The sequence below is a fragment of the Bradyrhizobium sp. 40 genome (assembly GCF_023100925.1).
Classification (GTDB): Bacteria; Pseudomonadota; Alphaproteobacteria; order Rhizobiales; family Xanthobacteraceae; genus Bradyrhizobium.
Genome location: NZ_CP064688.1, coordinates 3908398 through 3925758, shown reverse-complemented (window position 1 = coordinate 3925758; position 17361 = coordinate 3908398). Strand labels below are relative to the sequence as shown.

The following is a 17361-nucleotide window of genomic DNA, read 5'->3' as shown; positions in this document are numbered from 1 at the left end:
ATATCCCCAATTTTGAGCCTGTCACTTTACGGTCGGTTTGCCTCCGTCTGCGCACAATGCGTGAATGCAGGAGCTGTTCGACATTATCCGCGCCAATCCCTGGCCGTTCGGGGCCGGGTTGTTCGTCGTCATCCTGATGATCCTCGCGGAGAACTTTGGGCGCGGTATTCAAGGCGACGGCGCAGTCAGTGACTTTTCGGATTCGGACGGTGGCGGCTGCGGCGACGGAGGAGGCGACTAGGGCTGGTCAGCGGCGAACGCGCTTCGCCTAGTCCTCCTGCAAATCGGCTGCGATGCCTGCGAGCCAGCGGCGAATGCTTGCTTCGGCCTTGGCGTCGAGCCCGGCGGCAAGGCGCTTCTCCAACGCAATCACCCGTTCCCGACACGCCTTCAAAAGCGTCGCGCCGCGCGGCGTCAGCGTCCATTGCTGGATGCGGCCGTGGACGGGATGGGGCGTCATCACAATCGCACCGTCACGTTCGAGATTGCGGATGATGACGCCGACGGTCTGGGGCGTCAGAAAGGTGAGGCGGGCAACGTCGGCGCCTGACAGTCCCGGATAGGCATTGAGCATGGTCAGCACCGCGAATTGCGGGGAGGTGACACCGAGATTGGCCAGCGCCCGCTCCATCGTCAGACGGACTGCGGCGTGGGCCTGGCGCAGCAGATAGCCGAGATAGCCTTGCTCGCCGCGCTTGCCTTCTCCTGGGGCTGGGACGCGCACCGCCGGGGCGGCCGTGGCTGCCCGCCGCCGCGGTTGCGATCTCGTGATATCAGGCGGCTTGCGCGTCATGTAAGTGCTCTTATAATGTGTCAGCACTCTTACAATACCACGAGGTGAACGGCAATGTCACACGCCCGCAGCGAATACGAGGATTTCAAGAGGATCGCGCCCGACGCGTATGAGCTGGTGCTGGCGCTCGGCCAGGTCGCGGCCAAGGCCGGCCTCGACAAGCAGCTTCTCGAACTGGTCAAGCTGCGCGCATCGCAGATCAACGGCTGCGCCTTCTGCCTGCAGCATCACATCCTGCTTTCGGAGCGGATCGGCGTCCCAGTGGACAAGCTCAATTTGGTCGTGGTCTGGCGCGAGGCGCCGATCTTTTCCGCGCGGGAACGTGCCGCGCTGGCGTGGGCCGAGGCGCTCACCTGCCTGCCGGACGGCGTCGGCGAAGACGTGTACGCCGAGGCGAGCCGTGAATTCTCCGAGACCGAGCTGACATACCTGACCTCGGCGGTCGCCTCGATCAACGTCTGGAACCGTTTTGGTGCGGCGTTTCGCTGGACGCCGGCGAACCGGCCGGTCGCAGCGAATGCAGCGGCATCCTGATTGCAACGAAGGGAGATCATGATGACAGCGATGAGTCTGCCCACCACACCGCGCCCGTTGCCACCGCGCTCGATGGCGATCGCCGTCGTCGGAGGGCTCGCCTGCGCGCTTGCGATTGGCAAGGCGCTGCCGGTAACGATGGACACCATATCCGGCGCACTCTCGCCGCTCTGCGCCACAGCTGCCGAAAGCTCGCCGCTCGTCGAACCGATTGGCTCCTACGCGCTGCCGAACGTACCGGGCAAACGCGTCACCATCGTGCGCGTGTTCTACGGTCCCGGCGGGTTCTCGCGGCCGCATCGTCACGCGGGATCCGTCACCGCCTACATCACCAAGGGCGAGATCCGCTCCCAGCTCGGCGGCGGCCCGGTCGAAACGTTCGGCGTCGGCCAGTCCTTCTTCGAGCCGCCCGGCTCGACCCATCTGGTCTCGGCCAATGCGAGCACCACGGAGCCGGCGGAATTGATCGCGGTGTTCGTGGCGGACGAGGGCGCGCAACTCACGACGCTGCTGGAGTAGCTGGCACTCACAATCCGGAGCCGCTTTTGTTCAGGTCGGCTGCGATCGCTTAAGACGCTTCCATAGTGGTGAAAGACCGTATGTGACGGCCGGTATCGCAACCGCGCCGACAAGGAGGCCAACGACGCCCGAGATGGCTGCCTCGACCGACCATTCGACGATGCCGGCAATGGAGGGAAGGAAATGCGCGGCGGCCTCGGCGGCGGCATGGACCGTATGACCGATCACTGGTGGGCCGTATTGTTCGATGCCGTGCAGGATGATGCCGCCGCCGACCCAGATCATGGCGGCGGTGCCGATGGTGCTCAGCACCGCAAGGAAGGCCGGCATGCCGCGGACGAGCGCACGTCCAAGCAAGCGGATTGCGCCGCCAATGACTGAGGCGCCGCTATACCGCGCAAGGGCCAGGCCGACATCGTCCGCCTTCACGATCAGGGCGACCACGCCGTAGACACCAACTGTGATGAAAATGGCGACGAGGGCCAGCACGAGCGCCTGCGTCCAGATGCTGCCCGCCGGGACGGCTGCCAACGTGATTGCCATGATCTCCGCTGACAGGATGAAATCCGTCTTGATGGCGCTCGCGACCTTCTCGTCCTCGACCGACCTGGCATTCAACGCAATCGGCTGGGGCTGAGCTTCGTGGTCGTGCGCATGATGCGGCATCACGGCCTCGAGCACCTTCTCGGCACCCTCGTAGCAGAGAAAGGCGCCGCCCAGCATGAGCAGCGGCGTGACTGCGGCGGGAAGGAAATAACCAAGCAACAAAGCGATGGGCAGCAGGATCAGCAATTTGTTGCGGAGCGACCCAACCGCAATCTTGCCTACGATCGGCAGTTCGCGTTTCGAGGCAAAGCCGATCACGTAGTTGGGCGTGACGGCTGCGTCATCGATGACCACGCCAGCCGCCTTTGCTCCCGCCTTGGCCGTTTGGCCCGCGACATCGTCGAGCGAGGCTGCCGCCACCTTTGCGATCGCTGCGATATCGTCGAGAAGACCAATCAGTCCGACACTCATCAACCCAGTTCCTTCGGCCTTCCAGCGGGCGGTGTGTGCGACAAACACTCTGTTGCACTGCCTGGCAATGGAAGGAGCAAGCCGTCAGTTCTCGTCGCCGCCCGATCCCTCGCGCAGGTCCGGCTTGAGCACGTCCTCCGGCAGCGCATGCGCCACGGGCTGCGGCGTGCCGGCGATCTCCGGGCCGACCTCGCGGCCGCGGGCGCGGATCAGGCGCTCATAGGCGGAGACCAGCGTGACGTAGGGACTGACCCAGATCCAGCCGTCCCGAGTGAACACCTGCACGTCGAAATGCAGGTGCATCGAGGTGCCGGCGGGATGGTCGAGATAATTCGAGACCACGCCGATCTTCTCGCCCTCCGATACGACGCGGCCATTGAGCAGGCCATCGGCGTTCAGTGCCTGCGGGTTCATATGCATGTAGCGGAAACGGATGTGCTCGCTCCGGCTGTTGATTTGCAGCGTCACTGCCTGGTCCTTGGAAGCGCGTATGACCCTCGCATCGCGCACGGCGACGACGGCGCGCTGCTTGGGATCACAGGCTTGGCGGCCTTCACCGGGCGGTGGGCACTCAGCCGCGCGGATGTCCTCGCCCTGATGGCCATAACCGCCGCCGCATTGCCAGACCTCGAAACTGCGGGACTCGCAGAAATTGTCCCGCCAGGGATAGGCGGTCGTGCTCTCCATCTTGTCGCGCTTGGCATAGGATTGCGAGTGTACGAAGGCGGGCGCCTTCTCAAGAGGAAAGCGGATCTGTGCGTAGGCCATTACGTCGGGATGGCCGCCCTGCTTGCGATAACCGGTGTTCGGGATGATGTCGCCGCTCGGCCGGTAGGTGAAGTCCGGGGAACGTGCCCCGGGACGATCGAGAATGTTGGAAGCGATGTCCGTCAGCGGCCGCATGCGCTGGCCGCCGGCCACGCGCAGCGCCTTCAGGAAGCGTTCGGCGACCGGATAGGCCTCCTTGCAGGCAAGCCGCCGCGGTTTTGCGACGCTGTCGAGGCATTGTATCGACACCACATAGGTGACGCCGAAACGGGTGAAAGCGTAGCGTACATAGCCTTCCCGGATGAACTTGCGCAGGTCCGGGTAGAGCGCCGCGAGCGGTTTGACCGGCTCGCCCTTGCCGCCCGAGGGATCGGCAATGTCATAGACGAGCGCCGAACCCGTAATCTGCACCTCGACCGGCCTTGCGAAGACTCGGCTCGGCATGCCGTCTCCGGTACCAGGCTCGAACGAAAAGGTCGCGCTGTAGCCGGCGGGCCCGGCATCGAACATGTCGACGGAATTGAAGTCGGCCTGGTAGCGCGACAGCGCGAGGGTCGCCGGCGCGCCATTGCGCCGTGCTTCGAAATACGCGGCAGCGTCGAACGGCAGCAGCACGGGCACGGAGCTCCGGGTGATGCCGGTGAAGAATTGCGAGGAGATCGCATTGAGCTGCACCAGCGCCGGCATTGCGCGGGAATCATAGCGCGGCACCGAACGACGGGGGGCGAAGATGAAATCGTCCGCCGCCCGGGGATGGGCATTGATTTCGGTGCGGAGCTGATCGAGGACCGCGCGCCAATCAACGCGCAGCGCCGTGAGCGAGGGGCTGCGGAACTCATCCGCGGCCAGCGGAGAGGCAATGAAGAGCGAAAGCGACGCCAGAAGTTGCGAGACGAAGCGGAAACTTTTCCCAACCACTGTCTCGCCCCCCGGCGGCACCTGTTGCGCTCGCTTTGGCCCCGTCAGTCCTTGGCGCGCTCGGAGTAGGAGCCGTCTTCGGTCATCACGACGATTCGGGTGCCGACGGCGATGTGCGGCGGCACGGTGGTGCGCACGCCGTTGGACAAAATCGCGGGCTTGTAGGACGAGGAGGCGGTCTGGCCCTTGGTCACGGGCTCGGTCTCGACCACTTCGAGCGTCACGCGCTGCGGCAACGCGATCGACACCACATTGACGTCGTGCGTCGACAATTTGACGGTCATGCTCTCCTGAAGATAGGCCGCAGCGTCGCCGATGACGTCCTTCGACACCTGGACCTGGTCATAGGTTTCAGGGTTCATGAAGTGGAAACCGTCACCGTCTTCATAGAGATAGGTGAAGTTGCGTTCTTCGATCGTGGCCTTCTCGACCTGGTCGGTGGTCTTGTAGCGCTCGGAGATCTTTACCCCGTCCGAGATTCGGCGCATTTCGATCTGGCTGACCGGGGTGCCCTTGCCGGGATGGATGTTCTCGGCGGTCACGACGACATATAGCTTGCCGTCTTGCTCGATCACGTTGCCCTTGCGAATAGAACTGGCGATGACTCTCAAAGCTGTATTTCCTGCTTGCTTGGCCCGGCTCGGGCCAGGAGGTGGTCAAATTGATGGGGGACCTGGGGCCCCAAATCAGACCGCGGCACCCGTTTCGGGCCGCAACATACTGGTTTTGCCGTTGGATGCCAGCATTTTGCTGGCCAGCGGAGCAGTCGGCTAATGGCTGGGGACAAGCCGATGTCGCCGTTCTGGTCCCCCTCGCGGCATCTCGACCGCCGGCCGTTCCTTCAGGCCAGGGGGGCCATCACCGGGGCTCTACGGGGATTTTTCGCCGAGCAGGGCTTCATCGAGGTCGAAACCTCCGTTCTCCAGATCTCTCCGGGCAACGAAACCCATCTGCATGCCCCCCGGACCGAGATCATGCGACCCGACGGCAGCCGTGTGAGCCGATATTTGCGGACTTCGCCGGAATTCGCCTGCAAGAAGCTGCTGGCGGCCGGAGAGACCCGGCTTTTCGAGTTCGCCCGGGTGTTCCGGGACCGCGAGCGCGGCGACCTGCATTTGCCCGAATTCACCATGCTCGAATGGTACCGGGCAGACGCCCCCTATGACGCCATCATGGCCGATTGCGTCGTCCTCATCGCCCGCGCGGCCCAGGCGACCGGTATCGGCACGTTCGCCTTCCGCGGCCGGACCGCCGATCCCTTCGCCGAGCCGGAGCTCGTAACGGTGGCCGGCGCCTTCGAGCAGCTTGCGGGAATCGACCTGCTTGCGACCATTTCCGGCGGCGAGGGCGACCGCGCCTCGCTCGCCCGGGCCGCTGCCGGCAAGGTCCGCGTCGCCGAGGATGACACCTGGTCCGACATCTTCAGCAAGGTCCTGGTGGAGCATGTCGAGCCGCATCTGGGGCATGGGCGTTTGACCATTCTGTTCGAATACCCATCTCCAGAGGCGGCACTGGCGCGCGTGAAGGCGGGCGATCCTCGCGTTGCCGAACGGTTTGAGGTCTATGCCTGCGGTGTCGAGCTCGCCAACGGCTTTGGCGAACTGACGGACGCCGAGGAGCAGCGCAAGCGCTTCACGCAATCCATGGCGGAGAAGCAACGCCGCTACGGCGAAGCCTATCCGCTGGACGAGGACTTTCTGGACGCGGTCGCGGCCATGCCGGAGGCAAGCGGCGTCGCGCTCGGCTTCGACCGGCTGGTGATGCTGGCGAGCGGCGCATCGCGAATTGATCAGGTGGTCTGGACGCCGCCTGCAAATGAAACCTTAAGCGAGACATGATGAAGAGCAATCTTGCGCGCACATTGCGCGAGCCGGCCGAACTTGTGGCCGAGCAGCTGGTATCAGCCGAAGCGCTGCCGGCGCTCGAACGTGTTGCCGCGCGCTACGCAGTTGCGATCACCCCCGCGCTGGTCGATCTGATCGACAGGTCCGATCCCGACGATCCCATCGCGCGGCAATTCGTTCCGACGGCCGCGGAGCTGGAGATGCAACCGGGCGAGAACGCAGATCCAATCGGCGATCATCCGCACTCGCCGGTTCCCGGGATCGTGCATCGCTATCCCGACCGCGTGCTGTTCAAGCTCGTTCACGTCTGTGCGGTCTACTGCCGCTTCTGCTTCCGCCGCGAGATGGTCGGACCCGGCAAGGAGAACGCGCTCTCGGACGCCGCCTATCGCGCGGCGATCGACTACATCCGCTCGCACGGCGAGATCTGGGAGGTGATCCTGACCGGGGGCGATCCCCTGATGTTGTCGCCGCGGCGGATGAGCGAGATCATGGCGGATATTGCCGACATCGATCACGTCAAGATCATCCGCCTTCATACCCGCGTGCCGGTGGCCGATCCCGCGCGCATCAGTGACGAGATGGTCGCGGCGCTCAAGGCCGAAGGCGCCACCACCTGGGTAGCGCTGCATGCCAACCATGCGCGCGAACTAACAGGGCCGGCGCGTGCCGCCTGCGCGCGGCTGGTCGATGCCGGAATCCCCATGGTCAGCCAGTCCGTGCTTTTGCGCGGCGTCAATGACAATTTGACCGCTCTGTCGGATTTGATGCGAGCTTTCGTCGAATGCCGGATCAAGCCATATTATCTGCATCACGGCGATCTCGCGCCCGGCACGGCGCATCTGCGAACGACGCTCGCCGAGGGGCAGGATTTGATGCGGCAGCTGCGCGGACGGGTGTCCGGACTGTGTCAGCCCGACTATGTCATCGACATTCCCGGCGGCGCCGGCAAGTCGCCGGTGGGGCCGAATTACTTGGTGCCGATGCAAAATACCGCACCTGATGCGGGTGATGCGGCATCGGAAACGCGCTATCGTATCGTGGATTATTGCGGCGACATTCATGTCTATCCGCCCGAGACCTGAAGATGCCGGCTTGAGAAATGGAGAGGTAAAATGAGAAGCATCATTTTGGCACTGTCGCTTCTGACGGTGTTCGGCAGCGCCGGCTTCGCGCAGACGGGAAGCAAGGGATCGACGACCTCGGGACAATCGGCGGGTTCTTTGCCGCCTGCGCCCGTGGGCCATCGGCAGCCGCGCGTCGGCGACGTGCCAAACGAGAAGAACCTGAGCGACCCGAACGATCCCCTCAGCAAGGAAAATCAGGCGCTCGACAAGAAGATCAAGAGCATCTGCCGCGGCTGCTAGGCGCCGTGGAAAGCGGGCAGGGTGCGACAGCCTCACCCCGCCCGCGATCGTTCGGTCAGGCGGAGCGCTCGTGCAGCCCTGCGCGCTTGGTGTTGCGCCGGACCTCGACCGCGTCAGCAAGCTGCTTGAGCACGGTTGCCGTGGTCGCCCAGTCGATGCATCCGTCCGTGATGCTCTGGCCATAGGTGAGCGGCTTGCCTGGCACCACGTCCTGGTGCCCGGCGACCAGATTGCTTTCGACCATCACCCCCATGATGCGGTTCTCGCCGCCGGAAATCTGCCGGGCGATGTCGGCCGTCACGAGCGGCTGGTTTTCCGGCTTCTTGCTCGAATTGGCGTGGCTCGCATCGACCATCACGAGCGGTGCGACGCTCGCTTTCGCCAGATCGTTGCAGGCCGCTGCGACGCTCGCCGCATCGTAATTCGGCGTGCTGCCGCCGCGCAGGATGATGTGACAATCCTCGTTGCCCGCGGTTGAGGCGATCGCCGAGCGGCCGAGCTTAGTCACCGCCATAAAATGATGCGGATTCGAGGCCGACTTCACCGCGTCCGCCGCGATGCGCACATTGCCGTCGGTGCCGTTCTTGAACCCGACCGGGCAGGACAGCCCCGAGGCCAGCTCGCGATGGATCTGGCTTTCGGTCGTGCGCGCGCCGATCGCGGCCCAGGACACGAGGTCCGCAATGTATTGCGGCGTGGTCATGTCGAGGAATTCGGTGCCGGCGGGCAGGCCGAGATTATTCACCGCCGAGAGCACGTTGCGCGCCAGCCGCAGGCCCTTGTTGATGTCGAAGCTGCCGTCCAGATCAGGATCGTTGATCAGGCCCTTCCAGCCGACCGTGGTCCGCGGCTTCTCGAAATAGACCCGCATCACGATCTCGAGCTGGTCGGCAAGCTCTTCGCGCAAGCTCGCGAGGTGCTCGGCGTAGTCGAGTGCGGCCCTGGCATCATGCACCGAGCACGGGCCGACCACGACCAGAAGCCGGTCGTCCTGGCCATTGAGGATTGCATGGATGGCGTTGCGTGCCGCCATCACCACGCGCGTCGCCGTGAGCGTGCGTGGGACTTCCCGCATCACCTCTTCGGGCGTGCTCAGCTCTTTCAGTTCGCGGATACGAAGATCGTCGGTCGTGCTCAGCACGGCGGGCTCCTGTCATTTTGAGAACCTGCCGGCCAATAAAAAAGCCGCCAGGTCTGGCGGCTTGTTCGGACTAGATGCTGCAATTTGTCAGATTGAGCGTGATCCTCCCACCGCCAGCGAGCTGTCGTAGCTAAAATACCAATAGAAGCTGGTGGTGGCGGTGATCATGGCCAGTCATATAGCGCGGGGGCGGCGGCTTGTCACCCCCCGAATGGACGTGACGGCCACGGGGCGCCTCAACTGTTGCTTTTGCGTGCCGCCAGCGCCATGCCGATCAGCGTGGCGCCGCCGAACAGCAGGTTGATCCCGACGAGGATGCCGATCGCCCATTCCGCCGAGCTCGGCAATCCCGTGATCACCATGAACGAGATCGCGATGTCGACGAGGCCCGAGATCAGGAGCCACGACCAGCGGCCGCCCGGCTCGCGACGATGCTCCAGTGCGTACATGATGGTGGCGACGCCTTCGGCGAGGAAATAGGCGCCGAGCACGATGGTCAGCGTCAGCACGGCCTGCATCGGCCGCGCCAGCAGCAGCATGCCTGCGAGCACGGCGAGCCCGGCTGAGATCAGCGACCACCAGAAGCCCGGCGTGCTGCGTGCCCAATAGGTGGCGATCAATCCGCCGATGCCGCTGATCAAGAACATCCAGCCCAGGAAGATCGCAATCGCAAGGCTTGCGAGCGGCGGCAGGATCAGCGCGGCTACGCCGAGCACGGAAAGCAGGATGCCTTCGAACAGGAAGGCCTTCCAATGCGCCTTGACCGTCCGGCTCATGGCGGATTGCAGCCGGGAAAGATCCTCAGGCGATGTCATGGGCAGGCTCCGGATCGAGACGTGTGTGCTCGATCTAGTCTAGTACGTGCGCCCCGCGCTCGCCACCCCGCGGCTCAGCCGCCGCCGTGCGCCGACGAAAAACCTTCGCCGCTGGTGCGGATGCGGTTGCGGCCGAGAACATAGATCGCGGTCGTGACGATCAGAAGTGCGAGGCCGAGCAGGATCGAGACCAGGCCGATCGGGATCAGGGCCAGCGTCAGATTGCGCTCGGGGTTGATGAGCCAGTGATGGATCGAGGTCAGCACGAAGGCGAGCCCGAGAAAGCCGACGCCGCCACCGGCCAGCAGCAGCGCCCACATCCGGCGGAGCTGGCTGAGGCGCTCCCGCGCGACGTCGGTTCGGGGTGCATGATGGCGCGCAACGCGCCGTACCAGTCGGATGGCGAAGGCGATCGAGCTGAAGCCGATCAGCAGGCTCGCGCCGCCCAACCACATCCGCAGCGTCGGATCCAGATCCGGCATGCGCTGGAGTGTGAGCAGCGGGAAGTCGAAGGCCGAATGCAGGGCGAGCGGGCCTGCGAAGATCAGCAGGCGGCTGGAGAGACGGGCCCAGTCGCGATGATGGCGGTTCGCACCCAGCGCCGTGCCGGCGCGCGCGATGGTCAGATAGGCGCCGGCGATGATGCCAAGCGCGCCGTGGAACGGCACCGTCAGCACGCTGCGCAAGGCGGCCAGCGAGCGCCACATTTCGGCGTGCTGGACGAGATAGGCGAGGTTCTCGTAGGCGGCGAAGCCCAAGCCGACCGCCGCGCCATAGACCACGGTGTCCATCGGATTGGCGAAGGTGCGCCGCTTGGTCGAGGCGACCAGCACGATGGCGATCACCTTGACCGCTTCCTCGGGCAGCGCGACGCCGAAGATCGAATGCATGGCCAGCGCCGCCCAGGGGTTGTCCGGGGCCGCGACCATCTTGGCGAAAGGGGCTCGGGCCAGGCCCAGCAGCGAAATGCTGGCCGCGCCGAGCAGGAACGCGGTCCAGACCTGGGCCGGCGGTCCCGGGCGTTCCTCGGCGGCGATGACAAGCCACAGCATCAGCAGCGCCGGGGCAATGGCGGCCGTTCCGATGACGGTGGGTAACGCTTCAATCAGGTACATCGGCGCCGAAAATAGGTTCCCTTGATCCGCTTATCCACATCGTCCGATGCGACCTTCTGTCATGCGCTTGCTGTCGCGTCTCTTAACAAGCGTGACAGCCTGCGTTCATCAAGACGATCCCCGAAGTGTAGAATATGGAGTGCAATCAATCGTATGACAGAACCACTTCGTCATCCCTGACAACGGTCGCGCGCCCGTCGTCGGATCGTGATTGGTAAGTTAGATCAAGGCAATGTGCAGGTTTCTTCGATTCACGATGAACGTGTCGCCGCGGCAAGTCCAGAACCGGGATAGCCCCTCCGGGCGAGGCATGGCTTGGCAAGCCGGCCTAGTCACGCTTCGTCGCACGAGAGGGTGACGAGATCCGGTGTGCCCGGATCTGCTCCAGCTCCCAAAAGGCGCGTATGAGGCACGTGCCGAGACAGAGCACGATGAGCAACAGCAGAAAGGCCTGGTCGACGGCAGGAATGTGAGTGGGGATGGGAGTCATGGCAATGATAAAGCAACGCCCGTGCCACGCGTTCCCGCCGCGGCCTGTGCTATCTGCAAGGGCCGCCGCTCCCAAGCCCGCTTTGACTCAATGCGTGGTGAACGGCGGCGGTGCGTCGGGCGCGACGTCGAAGGCGCCGAGATGGAATTCCTCGCCGATGGACGCGTCCGGCTCGGAATGCTGCGCCATCAGCGTGAACGCGGCCTGCGGGTATTGCTTCCAGATGTCGAGATCGCCGGCGGTGATGGTGAGCCAGCCGAACGTGTACATGTAGCGTCCGGGCTCGGTGACCCGGCCGACCCTGTCCCAGGTAATCTTATCGACTCTGATCTTTTCGACTGTGATTTTCTCGACTGCCATTCGGTCCCCCGATCGCAAGTCTGCAGATGATGCCCGGCAAGAGCCGCGGACCTTCAAAAGCTGACCCCGGAATGGGGCTGCGGTAGGGCGGCGCGGCGCGAGGATCAGGCCGATTGCAGCATGGGCGTGCGGACGATCAGCCGGACGACGTCATCCCGCGACTGCTTTTCCGCGAATTTGACCGCGAACCCGTTTTCGAATTTGCGGATCACGCGCCCGACGCAAGCGCCGACCGCAAGCGGAGTTCCCACTGGCGGATCGTACTCGCAGGATATCGCAACACCGGCCGTGGAGACGTCGATGATGAAGCAGGCATGGGTGCTGCCGTCGGCGAGCGTCAGGAAGGTGTGCGCGACCTGCGGAACGAAGCGCGCGTCATTCCGCAGCTCCTGGACGCTGGCGTCCTTCTGCTTCTTCTCGAGCCAGGTCAGCTTTTCCGACATCCAGGCGCGCCGGGCCCGCGTCATGTCGAGCTCCATCAGGAAGCCCGATTTCAGCGTCGCGCTGATGGTGCACTGGAATTCGCCAAAATCTTGGAAGTATGAGGTCACGCGCTCGCCGACCTTTCCGACCACGGGAACGTCGACCATCATGCGGAACGGTGAGACGCGGCTGGTGCGGCACGCGAAGGTGCGCAGCTTGCCCTCGCAATCGTACCAGCGCGGCAGAGAGTAGCTGCCGCTCACGGTGACTTGCACGGCACGCTGTCTGAGGAACTCTGCGACGGACATGGGCGCCAATCGTGTTGCGGAGGTTTTCCGTAATTCCACGGTAGCAATCAAATTCTAAGCAAATGATACCGGCGCTCACGAGCAGGGGTAAATTTTTGGTAAACGCACGGATCGGGATGGGCGGCATAGCGCCGCGATTAGCAGGCCCGCGATCTCACGATTGCGTCATCCGAGCAGCACCAGCAGCGCCAGCACGCCAATGGCCATGACGAGCTTGATCGTCGCGCAGGTCTGGCTGCCGGGTCCGCGCTCAAATCCGAACCACGGCAATGCATGCCGCATCGCGCGCGTTGCGAATGCTTCGACGATGACGAACAAGAGAGCGATGCCGGCGAGGAAGGACCATGATGCATCCGGCAGCATCCATGCCGCGAGCCACGCGGGAACGGACGCCTTCAGCGATGCCAGCAGCGCGAACCATCCGAACAGCGATACGAAGCCCTTGATGATGTCGGGCCCGATCGTGCCGGGCTCGAGACGGATGCCGATCTTTCCAAGAGCGAGTTCGATGCGCTCGCCATCGGTGAAGAAGAGGAAGGCGCCGAGGTAGAGCGGGACGCGCGACTGAAACAGGAGCGCGACCATGCCGAACAGGACGGCGTAGCCGAAAGCGTCACTGACGATGGTCGTGCCGGCCGCCTGCGACGGCTCCGGTGCAGCCGTGGCCCGAGGCAGCGACCTGGCGCGCGCCATGTGCTCGAGCATTCTAGCGCGGCGCTCCGGCGCGTAGGCTGCCGAGCGGTGGATCCATGGCGGCGGCGCCGGCGAGGCAATTCCGGCCTGGTCGTCCGAGGGAGATTTATGCTGCGCCATGGGCCTGCATCCGGTTCCATCTGGACATTGGTCGGAGCCGAGGGGCAGGGAGGTTCATGCGGGGGCCGCAGATATCGCCGCGTCATCCAAAACGCCCGGATGATGGCGCTCCCTAGCGGAATCGAACCGCTCTCTCCACCGTGAAAGGGTGGCGTCCTAACCGATAGACGAAGGGAGCAAACCCAGGGCCCCGCCGCTTTTCGCGGCACGACCGCTGGCCGCCCGAGTCATGCCCGGCGGCTGCAGCGGGCGAACCTATAATGGCCTTTGGCGCCCTGGGCAAGCCGTTCGGGAACGGTCTTTTGGCACCGGTGGATAGCATCCTCCGCCGGATCATTCGGGGCGAATTCAACGGTTTCTTAGGTTCCCTGAGCTAACGCTGGAGGGGGAGAATTTGAGCCGATGCCACCGCCCAAGAAGCGCGCAGCCCGCAAGTCGCTGTCGCAGCATGCCTGGATCACGCTCGAGGGCGGATTCGCGGCGCGGCAATGCCTGGTCCAGGACATCTCCGCCACGGGCGCCAAGATCACGCTGGACGAGGATGCGAGCCAGCTCCCGGGCGTGATCCGGATGGCGTTCGCGCGCGATGCGCGGACCGGGCGGAGCTGCCAGGTGGTGTGGCGCCGCGGCAAATCGGCCGGCATCAAGTTCATCTGACCCCGGGCAAAGTGACCTCGATGGCGCGCGGCGCCGGTTCGGGTTAGAACGGCCCGCATGCGTGCGCCGCTCCTCATCCTGATCTCGTTGCTGACCATGTCCGCGGCCGCGGCGGAAGCCTTGCGTCTGCCGCCTCCGGAGCGCCCGCAGACCGGCAAGGCCTTGCCGCTCAAGGGTGCCGGCGGGAGCGCGAAAGCGGGCTCCTGCGCCGCCTATGGCCGCGGCTTCCATCTGGTCGAGAGCACCGGCACCTGCGTCAAGATCGGCGGCTCGATCAGCGTCGAGACCACGATCAGGCGCTGACCTCGATGCCACCTGATATCATGCGGCCCGAAATCATCGTCCCGTTCGTGATGTATTGCGCGCTGCTGTGGTGGGTCGGCCGCGGCCTGAGCTGGACTGCGCGGCTCGCCACCGCGGCCGTGACGCTCGTGCTGATTTTCTGCGTGCTGCTTTTCGAGCGCGGTTGGCCCTAAACAAAAAAACGCGAAAACAACCCCATGCACAGTAGCCGCCACCTCTTGGCGGCACGCGGCGAAGTGCCGATTCATCGTGCTCTCAACGGGCTTTAAGCCGCGTCACCGGTCACGACATCGGCGGTGCCACAAATTGCGCGAATCCGGGCCGTTTGCCGAGCTCGGCGAGCCAGCGCGTCAGATGTGGCTGCGCGGGCCGGGTGATGCCCTCGACGCCGAGCCAGCGCCGCGCATAGGCGCCGATCGCCATGTCGGCGAGGGTGAACGCATCGCCGTCCATGAACGGACGCGTGGAGAGCAGACGGTCGGCGATGGCCCAGACCTCGGCGGCGGCATCCGCATCCTTCTGCAGCTGGATCATGTCGCGCTCGGCAAGCGGCGTGCGCACGAGGCCCCAGAACACGGGGCGGTCGACCGGCTGCACCATCGACAGCGTCCAGTCGAGCCAGCGGTCGACGCTGGCGCGCAGCTTCGGCGCCTCGGGATAGATCGGCGTGCCGCGCCCGTGCGCGAGGCAGAGATAGCGCATGATCGAATTGGACTCCCACAGCGTGAAGTCGCCCTCGACCAGCGTCGGGATCCGCGCATTGGGGTTCATCGCGAGATAGTCGGCCTCGCGGGTCTTGCCGAAAGCCATGCCGGCGTCGATGCGCTCGTAAGCCAGGCCGAGCTCGGTGAGGCACCACAGCACCTTCTGCACGTTGACCGAATTGGCGCGGCCCCAGATCGTCAGTTTTTGGTCCGGCACGTCATCCTCCCCAAGCGTTTCTTTCGGCGCGGGTGATAGCGGAATTCACTGCGGCGAGCGACGCGTGATTGCGCCGATCCTCTCATGCCAAAGGTCCGCATGCAAAAAGCTCCGCCCGAGGCGGAGCTTTCATTGCAAGGTCAAGCTGGTCAGGCGATCAGCGGCCGAAGAACAGCCACAGCAAGATGATAACCGGGATCGGCACACCCAGCATCCACAACAAAATTCCGCGTCCCATCGTGTCCTCCTCCAATTGCATTGTCGAAGAGAGAACGCTTAGGGCAGGGGCTGGTTCCCGCGGAAAGGCTCTACCAATGGCCGATGTTAGGCATCGACGACCACGGCTCCTGCGGCGGCTTCGGGTCGCCCTTCTGCAAGATCTCGATCGAGTGCAGATCCGGCGAGCGGACGAAGGCCATGTTGCCGTCGCGCGGCGGCCGGTTGATGGTGACGCCGGCCTTCATCAGCTTCTCGCAGGTGGCGTAGATATCGTCGACCTCATAGGCGAGATGGCCGAAGAAGCGGTCCTCGCCGTATTTTTCCTCGTCCCAATTCCAGGTGAGCTCGACCAGCGGCGCGCCGCGCGTCTGCGGCTGCTTCTTCAGCGCCTCGAGATCGTCCGACGAGCACAGGAACACCAGCGTGAAACGCCCCTTGTCGTTCTCGATCCGCCGCACCTCCTTCAGCCCCAACGCATCCTGGTAAAACTTCAGCGCGACATCGAGATTGCGCACGCGCAGCATGGTGTGGAGGTATCGCATGGTTGTTGCTCCCTGGGTGGATGGAGGGTTTTTGGTTCGGCCGAGCCGAAGGGAGTAGGAGATAGCAGGAAAATCCGAGGAGGGGCAGGGGGCGGGTGCACATGTGCATGAGGGCGAAGCCGGCTGATGAAGTAAATCAGCCGGCGAAATTTCAATGCACTTTCACCGCAAATCCAGTGGCGCACACGCGCCATTGGCAGTGTGTGCGGGGCGGTCTGCTGCCGCAGCCTATTGCGTCGCGAGGCGCTTTCCGGCCTGCTCGGCCGGCGGCGTGAAGAGCGATACTGCGGTGCCTTCGGGGTCACGAAACTGGAACGTCCTGTTGCCCCATGGCATCGTTTTCAGCTCGTGCACCAGCATGACCTTGTCTTTCAGGCGCTCATAATCCGCATCGATGTCCTCAACCTGAAACTCGATCACGGCGGTCCGATTGGCGCCGGGCTCGGCACTATTTTCTTTCCAGAGCGCGACCGTCTCGGCTGCGCCGATTGCCAGGTTGGCGCCCGGCGTCACGATCTTGGCGAACACCGGCGCGAGCCATTCGGCGGAAACTCCGGTGATCATTTCGTAGAACGAAACCATGCTTTTGATGTCGGTGGCGATCAGGCGAGTGGAGGCGAACTTCATGGCATGTCCTTTGGTTGACCGCAGATTTGAGCGGCATCGCGGGGCTCGTCGCACACCGCTGCTGCCACCCTGATGTCAGCAGTCACGACGCCGCGCCGAGCGTGCGAACTAAGGGCATGAATTGCGATGGCAGTGCTCAAGCGCTAGACCACGAGCCCCTTCACGCGAAGCGCCCGACAGCGCGAACCGGGCCGTCAGAACGGTGACGCAAACCGCAGAATTGGCCACCTCACTCACGGGTGGACAGGCTTGTGTAGCCGCTCGCAGATGAACTCCTCGCGGCAATGACGCGACTAACGGCCATGGCCAATATCCTAGGTGAGCTTCTGTTTGCACTGATCCGCTCGATTGTTGCTGGATGGGCGTATGCGCTCTGGGTCAAACTGGCGACATGGCTCGACCCGAAAATCCAACGGCGTTGGGTGAAGCTTGCCGTAGGAGGCCTCCTCGGCTTGGCAGCTTATTTTATGATTCCGATCTTGATGGGGCTGTTGGGCCTTTGAACACAATGAAATCCGTTCTCATCGTCGCACTGGCAATCGGGGCGCTCGTCTCAACGGTGCTGCTCGTCATGGAGCAGCTCACCGACTACTCCATCGCTGTGATGGCATGGGAGATGCCGGGCATATCCGCAGCCTACCTTTTCTGGGGAGCGGTTGGCAGTTCCGTTTTCCTGGGCGTCGCCATCACTTGGGCCGTGAATGCAATCGTTTACGGCGCGCCCGCCTTCGTTGTCCTTACAGTCGTCAAGCTGGCAATTCGCGGTCTGCCGAAGTGATCTGGCAATGACCGTGGGGTCAGATCTTGGCCTATGCGTCGGGAATTACGCATTACGGTGACACGCAGTTAACTGCGTGATTGCGGTGC

The 17361-nt window shown here is 64.0% G+C and carries 24 protein-coding genes and 1 tRNA gene; 11 read left to right on the top strand and 14 right to left on the bottom strand.

The features are described 5' to 3' along the window. The first annotated feature begins 64 nt into the window (after nt 1-64). The gene (locus tag IVB40_RS19145) at nt 65-241 is read left to right on the top strand and encodes a hypothetical protein (protein ID WP_247286161.1); all 177 of its coding nucleotides are present in this window, start codon (nt 65-67) and stop codon (nt 239-241) included. A gap of 27 nt (nt 242-268) precedes the next feature. Here IVB40_RS19145 and IVB40_RS19140 read toward each other — a convergent pair whose 3' ends face one another. Continuing rightward, nucleotides 269-793, bottom strand: a complete 525-nt coding sequence (locus IVB40_RS19140; RefSeq protein ID WP_247815974.1) for a MarR family transcriptional regulator — start codon at nt 791-793, stop codon at nt 269-271. 54 nt (nt 794-847) lie between these two features. Between IVB40_RS19140 and IVB40_RS19135 the strand changes: the two genes are divergently transcribed. After that, on the top strand, nt 848-1327 hold the full coding sequence (locus IVB40_RS19135; protein ID WP_247815973.1) for a carboxymuconolactone decarboxylase family protein: 480 nt from the start codon (nt 848-850) through the stop codon (nt 1325-1327). Between the two features lie 21 nt (nt 1328-1348). Beyond that, entirely contained in the window at nt 1349-1846 is a 498-nt protein-coding gene (locus tag IVB40_RS19130; RefSeq protein WP_247819561.1) for a cupin domain-containing protein, read from the top strand. A 30-nt stretch (nt 1847-1876) separates the two neighbouring features. On the opposite strand, the gene IVB40_RS19125 is transcribed toward IVB40_RS19130, so the two are convergent. From IVB40_RS19125 to efp, 3 genes are all read right to left on the bottom strand, one after another. Next, nucleotides 1877-2863, bottom strand: coding sequence for a DUF808 domain-containing protein (locus tag IVB40_RS19125; protein ID WP_027569907.1), 987 nt, complete (start codon nt 2861-2863; stop codon nt 1877-1879). A gap of 84 nt (nt 2864-2947) precedes the next feature. Then, nucleotides 2948-4570 carry a M23 family metallopeptidase gene (locus IVB40_RS19120; protein WP_247815972.1) on the bottom strand — a complete coding sequence of 541 codons (1623 nt, stop codon included), beginning with the start codon at nt 4568-4570 and terminating at the stop codon, nt 2948-2950. Between the two features lie 23 nt (nt 4571-4593). Next, nucleotides 4594-5160, bottom strand: coding sequence for an elongation factor P (gene efp / locus IVB40_RS19115; RefSeq protein ID WP_027569909.1), 567 nt, complete (start codon nt 5158-5160; stop codon nt 4594-4596). A gap of 162 nt (nt 5161-5322) precedes the next feature. Between efp and epmA the strand changes: the two genes are divergently transcribed. The 3 genes from epmA to IVB40_RS19100 are packed head-to-tail and all read left to right on the top strand — an operon-like array spanning nt 5323 to nt 7760. Beyond that, nucleotides 5323-6387 (top strand): EF-P lysine aminoacylase EpmA, encoded by a 1065-nt coding sequence (gene epmA, locus IVB40_RS19110; RefSeq protein ID WP_247815970.1) that lies wholly within the window; start codon nt 5323-5325, stop codon nt 6385-6387. Next, complete coding sequence (locus tag IVB40_RS19105; protein ID WP_247815968.1) at nt 6384-7478, top strand: lysine-2,3-aminomutase-like protein; 1095 nt, start codon at nt 6384-6386, stop codon at nt 7476-7478. Before epmA ends, IVB40_RS19105 begins: the two co-directional genes overlap by 4 nt. Nucleotides 7479-7508: 30 nt before the next feature. Beyond that, entirely contained in the window at nt 7509-7760 is a 252-nt protein-coding gene (locus IVB40_RS19100; RefSeq protein WP_027569912.1) for a hypothetical protein, read from the top strand. Between the two features lie 55 nt (nt 7761-7815). Here the strand turns inward: IVB40_RS19100 and IVB40_RS19095 are convergent, their stop codons facing one another. From IVB40_RS19095 to IVB40_RS19065, 7 genes are all read right to left on the bottom strand, one after another. Next, nucleotides 7816-8901 (bottom strand): 3-deoxy-7-phosphoheptulonate synthase, encoded by a 1086-nt coding sequence (locus IVB40_RS19095; RefSeq protein ID WP_256468197.1) that lies wholly within the window; start codon nt 8899-8901, stop codon nt 7816-7818. A gap of 236 nt (nt 8902-9137) precedes the next feature. Continuing rightward, entirely contained in the window at nt 9138-9716 is a 579-nt protein-coding gene (locus tag IVB40_RS19090) for an HdeD family acid-resistance protein (RefSeq protein WP_247815967.1), read from the bottom strand. Between the two features lie 74 nt (nt 9717-9790). After that, complete coding sequence (locus IVB40_RS19085; RefSeq protein WP_027569915.1) at nt 9791-10831, bottom strand: PrsW family glutamic-type intramembrane protease; 1041 nt, start codon at nt 10829-10831, stop codon at nt 9791-9793. 577 nt (nt 10832-11408) lie between these two features. Beyond that, nucleotides 11409-11666 carry a hypothetical protein gene (locus IVB40_RS19080; protein ID WP_247819559.1) on the bottom strand — a complete coding sequence of 86 codons (258 nt, stop codon included), beginning with the start codon at nt 11664-11666 and terminating at the stop codon, nt 11409-11411. A gap of 119 nt (nt 11667-11785) precedes the next feature. Then, entirely contained in the window at nt 11786-12412 is a 627-nt protein-coding gene (locus IVB40_RS19075; protein WP_027569917.1) for a pilus assembly protein PilZ, read from the bottom strand. A gap of 165 nt (nt 12413-12577) precedes the next feature. Continuing rightward, nucleotides 12578-13225 (bottom strand): hypothetical protein, encoded by a 648-nt coding sequence (locus tag IVB40_RS19070; RefSeq protein ID WP_247361153.1) that lies wholly within the window; start codon nt 13223-13225, stop codon nt 12578-12580. 103 nt (nt 13226-13328) lie between these two features. Further along, a tRNA-Glu gene (locus tag IVB40_RS19065) sits at nt 13329-13403 on the bottom strand. A 224-nt stretch (nt 13404-13627) separates the two neighbouring features. On the opposite strand from IVB40_RS19065, the gene IVB40_RS19060 reads away from it, so the two are divergent. From IVB40_RS19060 to IVB40_RS19050, 3 genes are read left to right on the top strand one after another with little or no spacing between them, the layout of a single operon-like run. After that, nucleotides 13628-13882: a PilZ domain-containing protein gene (locus tag IVB40_RS19060; RefSeq protein ID WP_007610106.1), complete on the top strand. Its 255-nt coding sequence runs from the start codon at nt 13628-13630 to the stop codon at nt 13880-13882. A gap of 57 nt (nt 13883-13939) precedes the next feature. Beyond that, a complete protein-coding gene (locus IVB40_RS19055; RefSeq protein WP_247286153.1) occupies nt 13940-14185 on the top strand; it encodes a hypothetical protein in 246 nt (81 codons plus the stop codon). A gap of 5 nt (nt 14186-14190) precedes the next feature. Beyond that, on the top strand, nt 14191-14358 hold the full coding sequence (locus tag IVB40_RS19050) for a hypothetical protein (RefSeq protein ID WP_007591410.1): 168 nt from the start codon (nt 14191-14193) through the stop codon (nt 14356-14358). A gap of 109 nt (nt 14359-14467) precedes the next feature. Here the strand turns inward: IVB40_RS19050 and IVB40_RS19045 are convergent, their stop codons facing one another. The 3 genes from IVB40_RS19045 to IVB40_RS19035 form a co-directional block, all read right to left on the bottom strand. Beyond that, nucleotides 14468-15106 carry a glutathione S-transferase gene (locus tag IVB40_RS19045; RefSeq protein WP_247815965.1) on the bottom strand — a complete coding sequence of 213 codons (639 nt, stop codon included), beginning with the start codon at nt 15104-15106 and terminating at the stop codon, nt 14468-14470. A 308-nt stretch (nt 15107-15414) separates the two neighbouring features. Then, complete coding sequence (locus tag IVB40_RS19040; protein ID WP_027517781.1) at nt 15415-15867, bottom strand: VOC family protein; 453 nt, start codon at nt 15865-15867, stop codon at nt 15415-15417. A 228-nt stretch (nt 15868-16095) separates the two neighbouring features. After that, nucleotides 16096-16494 (bottom strand): VOC family protein, encoded by a 399-nt coding sequence (locus tag IVB40_RS19035; protein ID WP_247815964.1) that lies wholly within the window; start codon nt 16492-16494, stop codon nt 16096-16098. Nucleotides 16495-16796: 302 nt separating this feature from the next. Here IVB40_RS19035 and IVB40_RS19030 point away from each other — a divergent pair, with 302 nt between their 5' ends. Both IVB40_RS19030 and IVB40_RS19025 read left to right on the top strand, forming a co-directional pair. Then, on the top strand, nt 16797-16997 hold the full coding sequence (locus IVB40_RS19030; protein WP_247397858.1) for a hypothetical protein: 201 nt from the start codon (nt 16797-16799) through the stop codon (nt 16995-16997). A gap of 5 nt (nt 16998-17002) precedes the next feature. Further along, the gene (locus IVB40_RS19025; RefSeq protein WP_247286148.1) at nt 17003-17272 is read left to right on the top strand and encodes a hypothetical protein; all 270 of its coding nucleotides are present in this window, start codon (nt 17003-17005) and stop codon (nt 17270-17272) included. Nucleotides 17273-17361 lie beyond the last annotated feature (89 nt).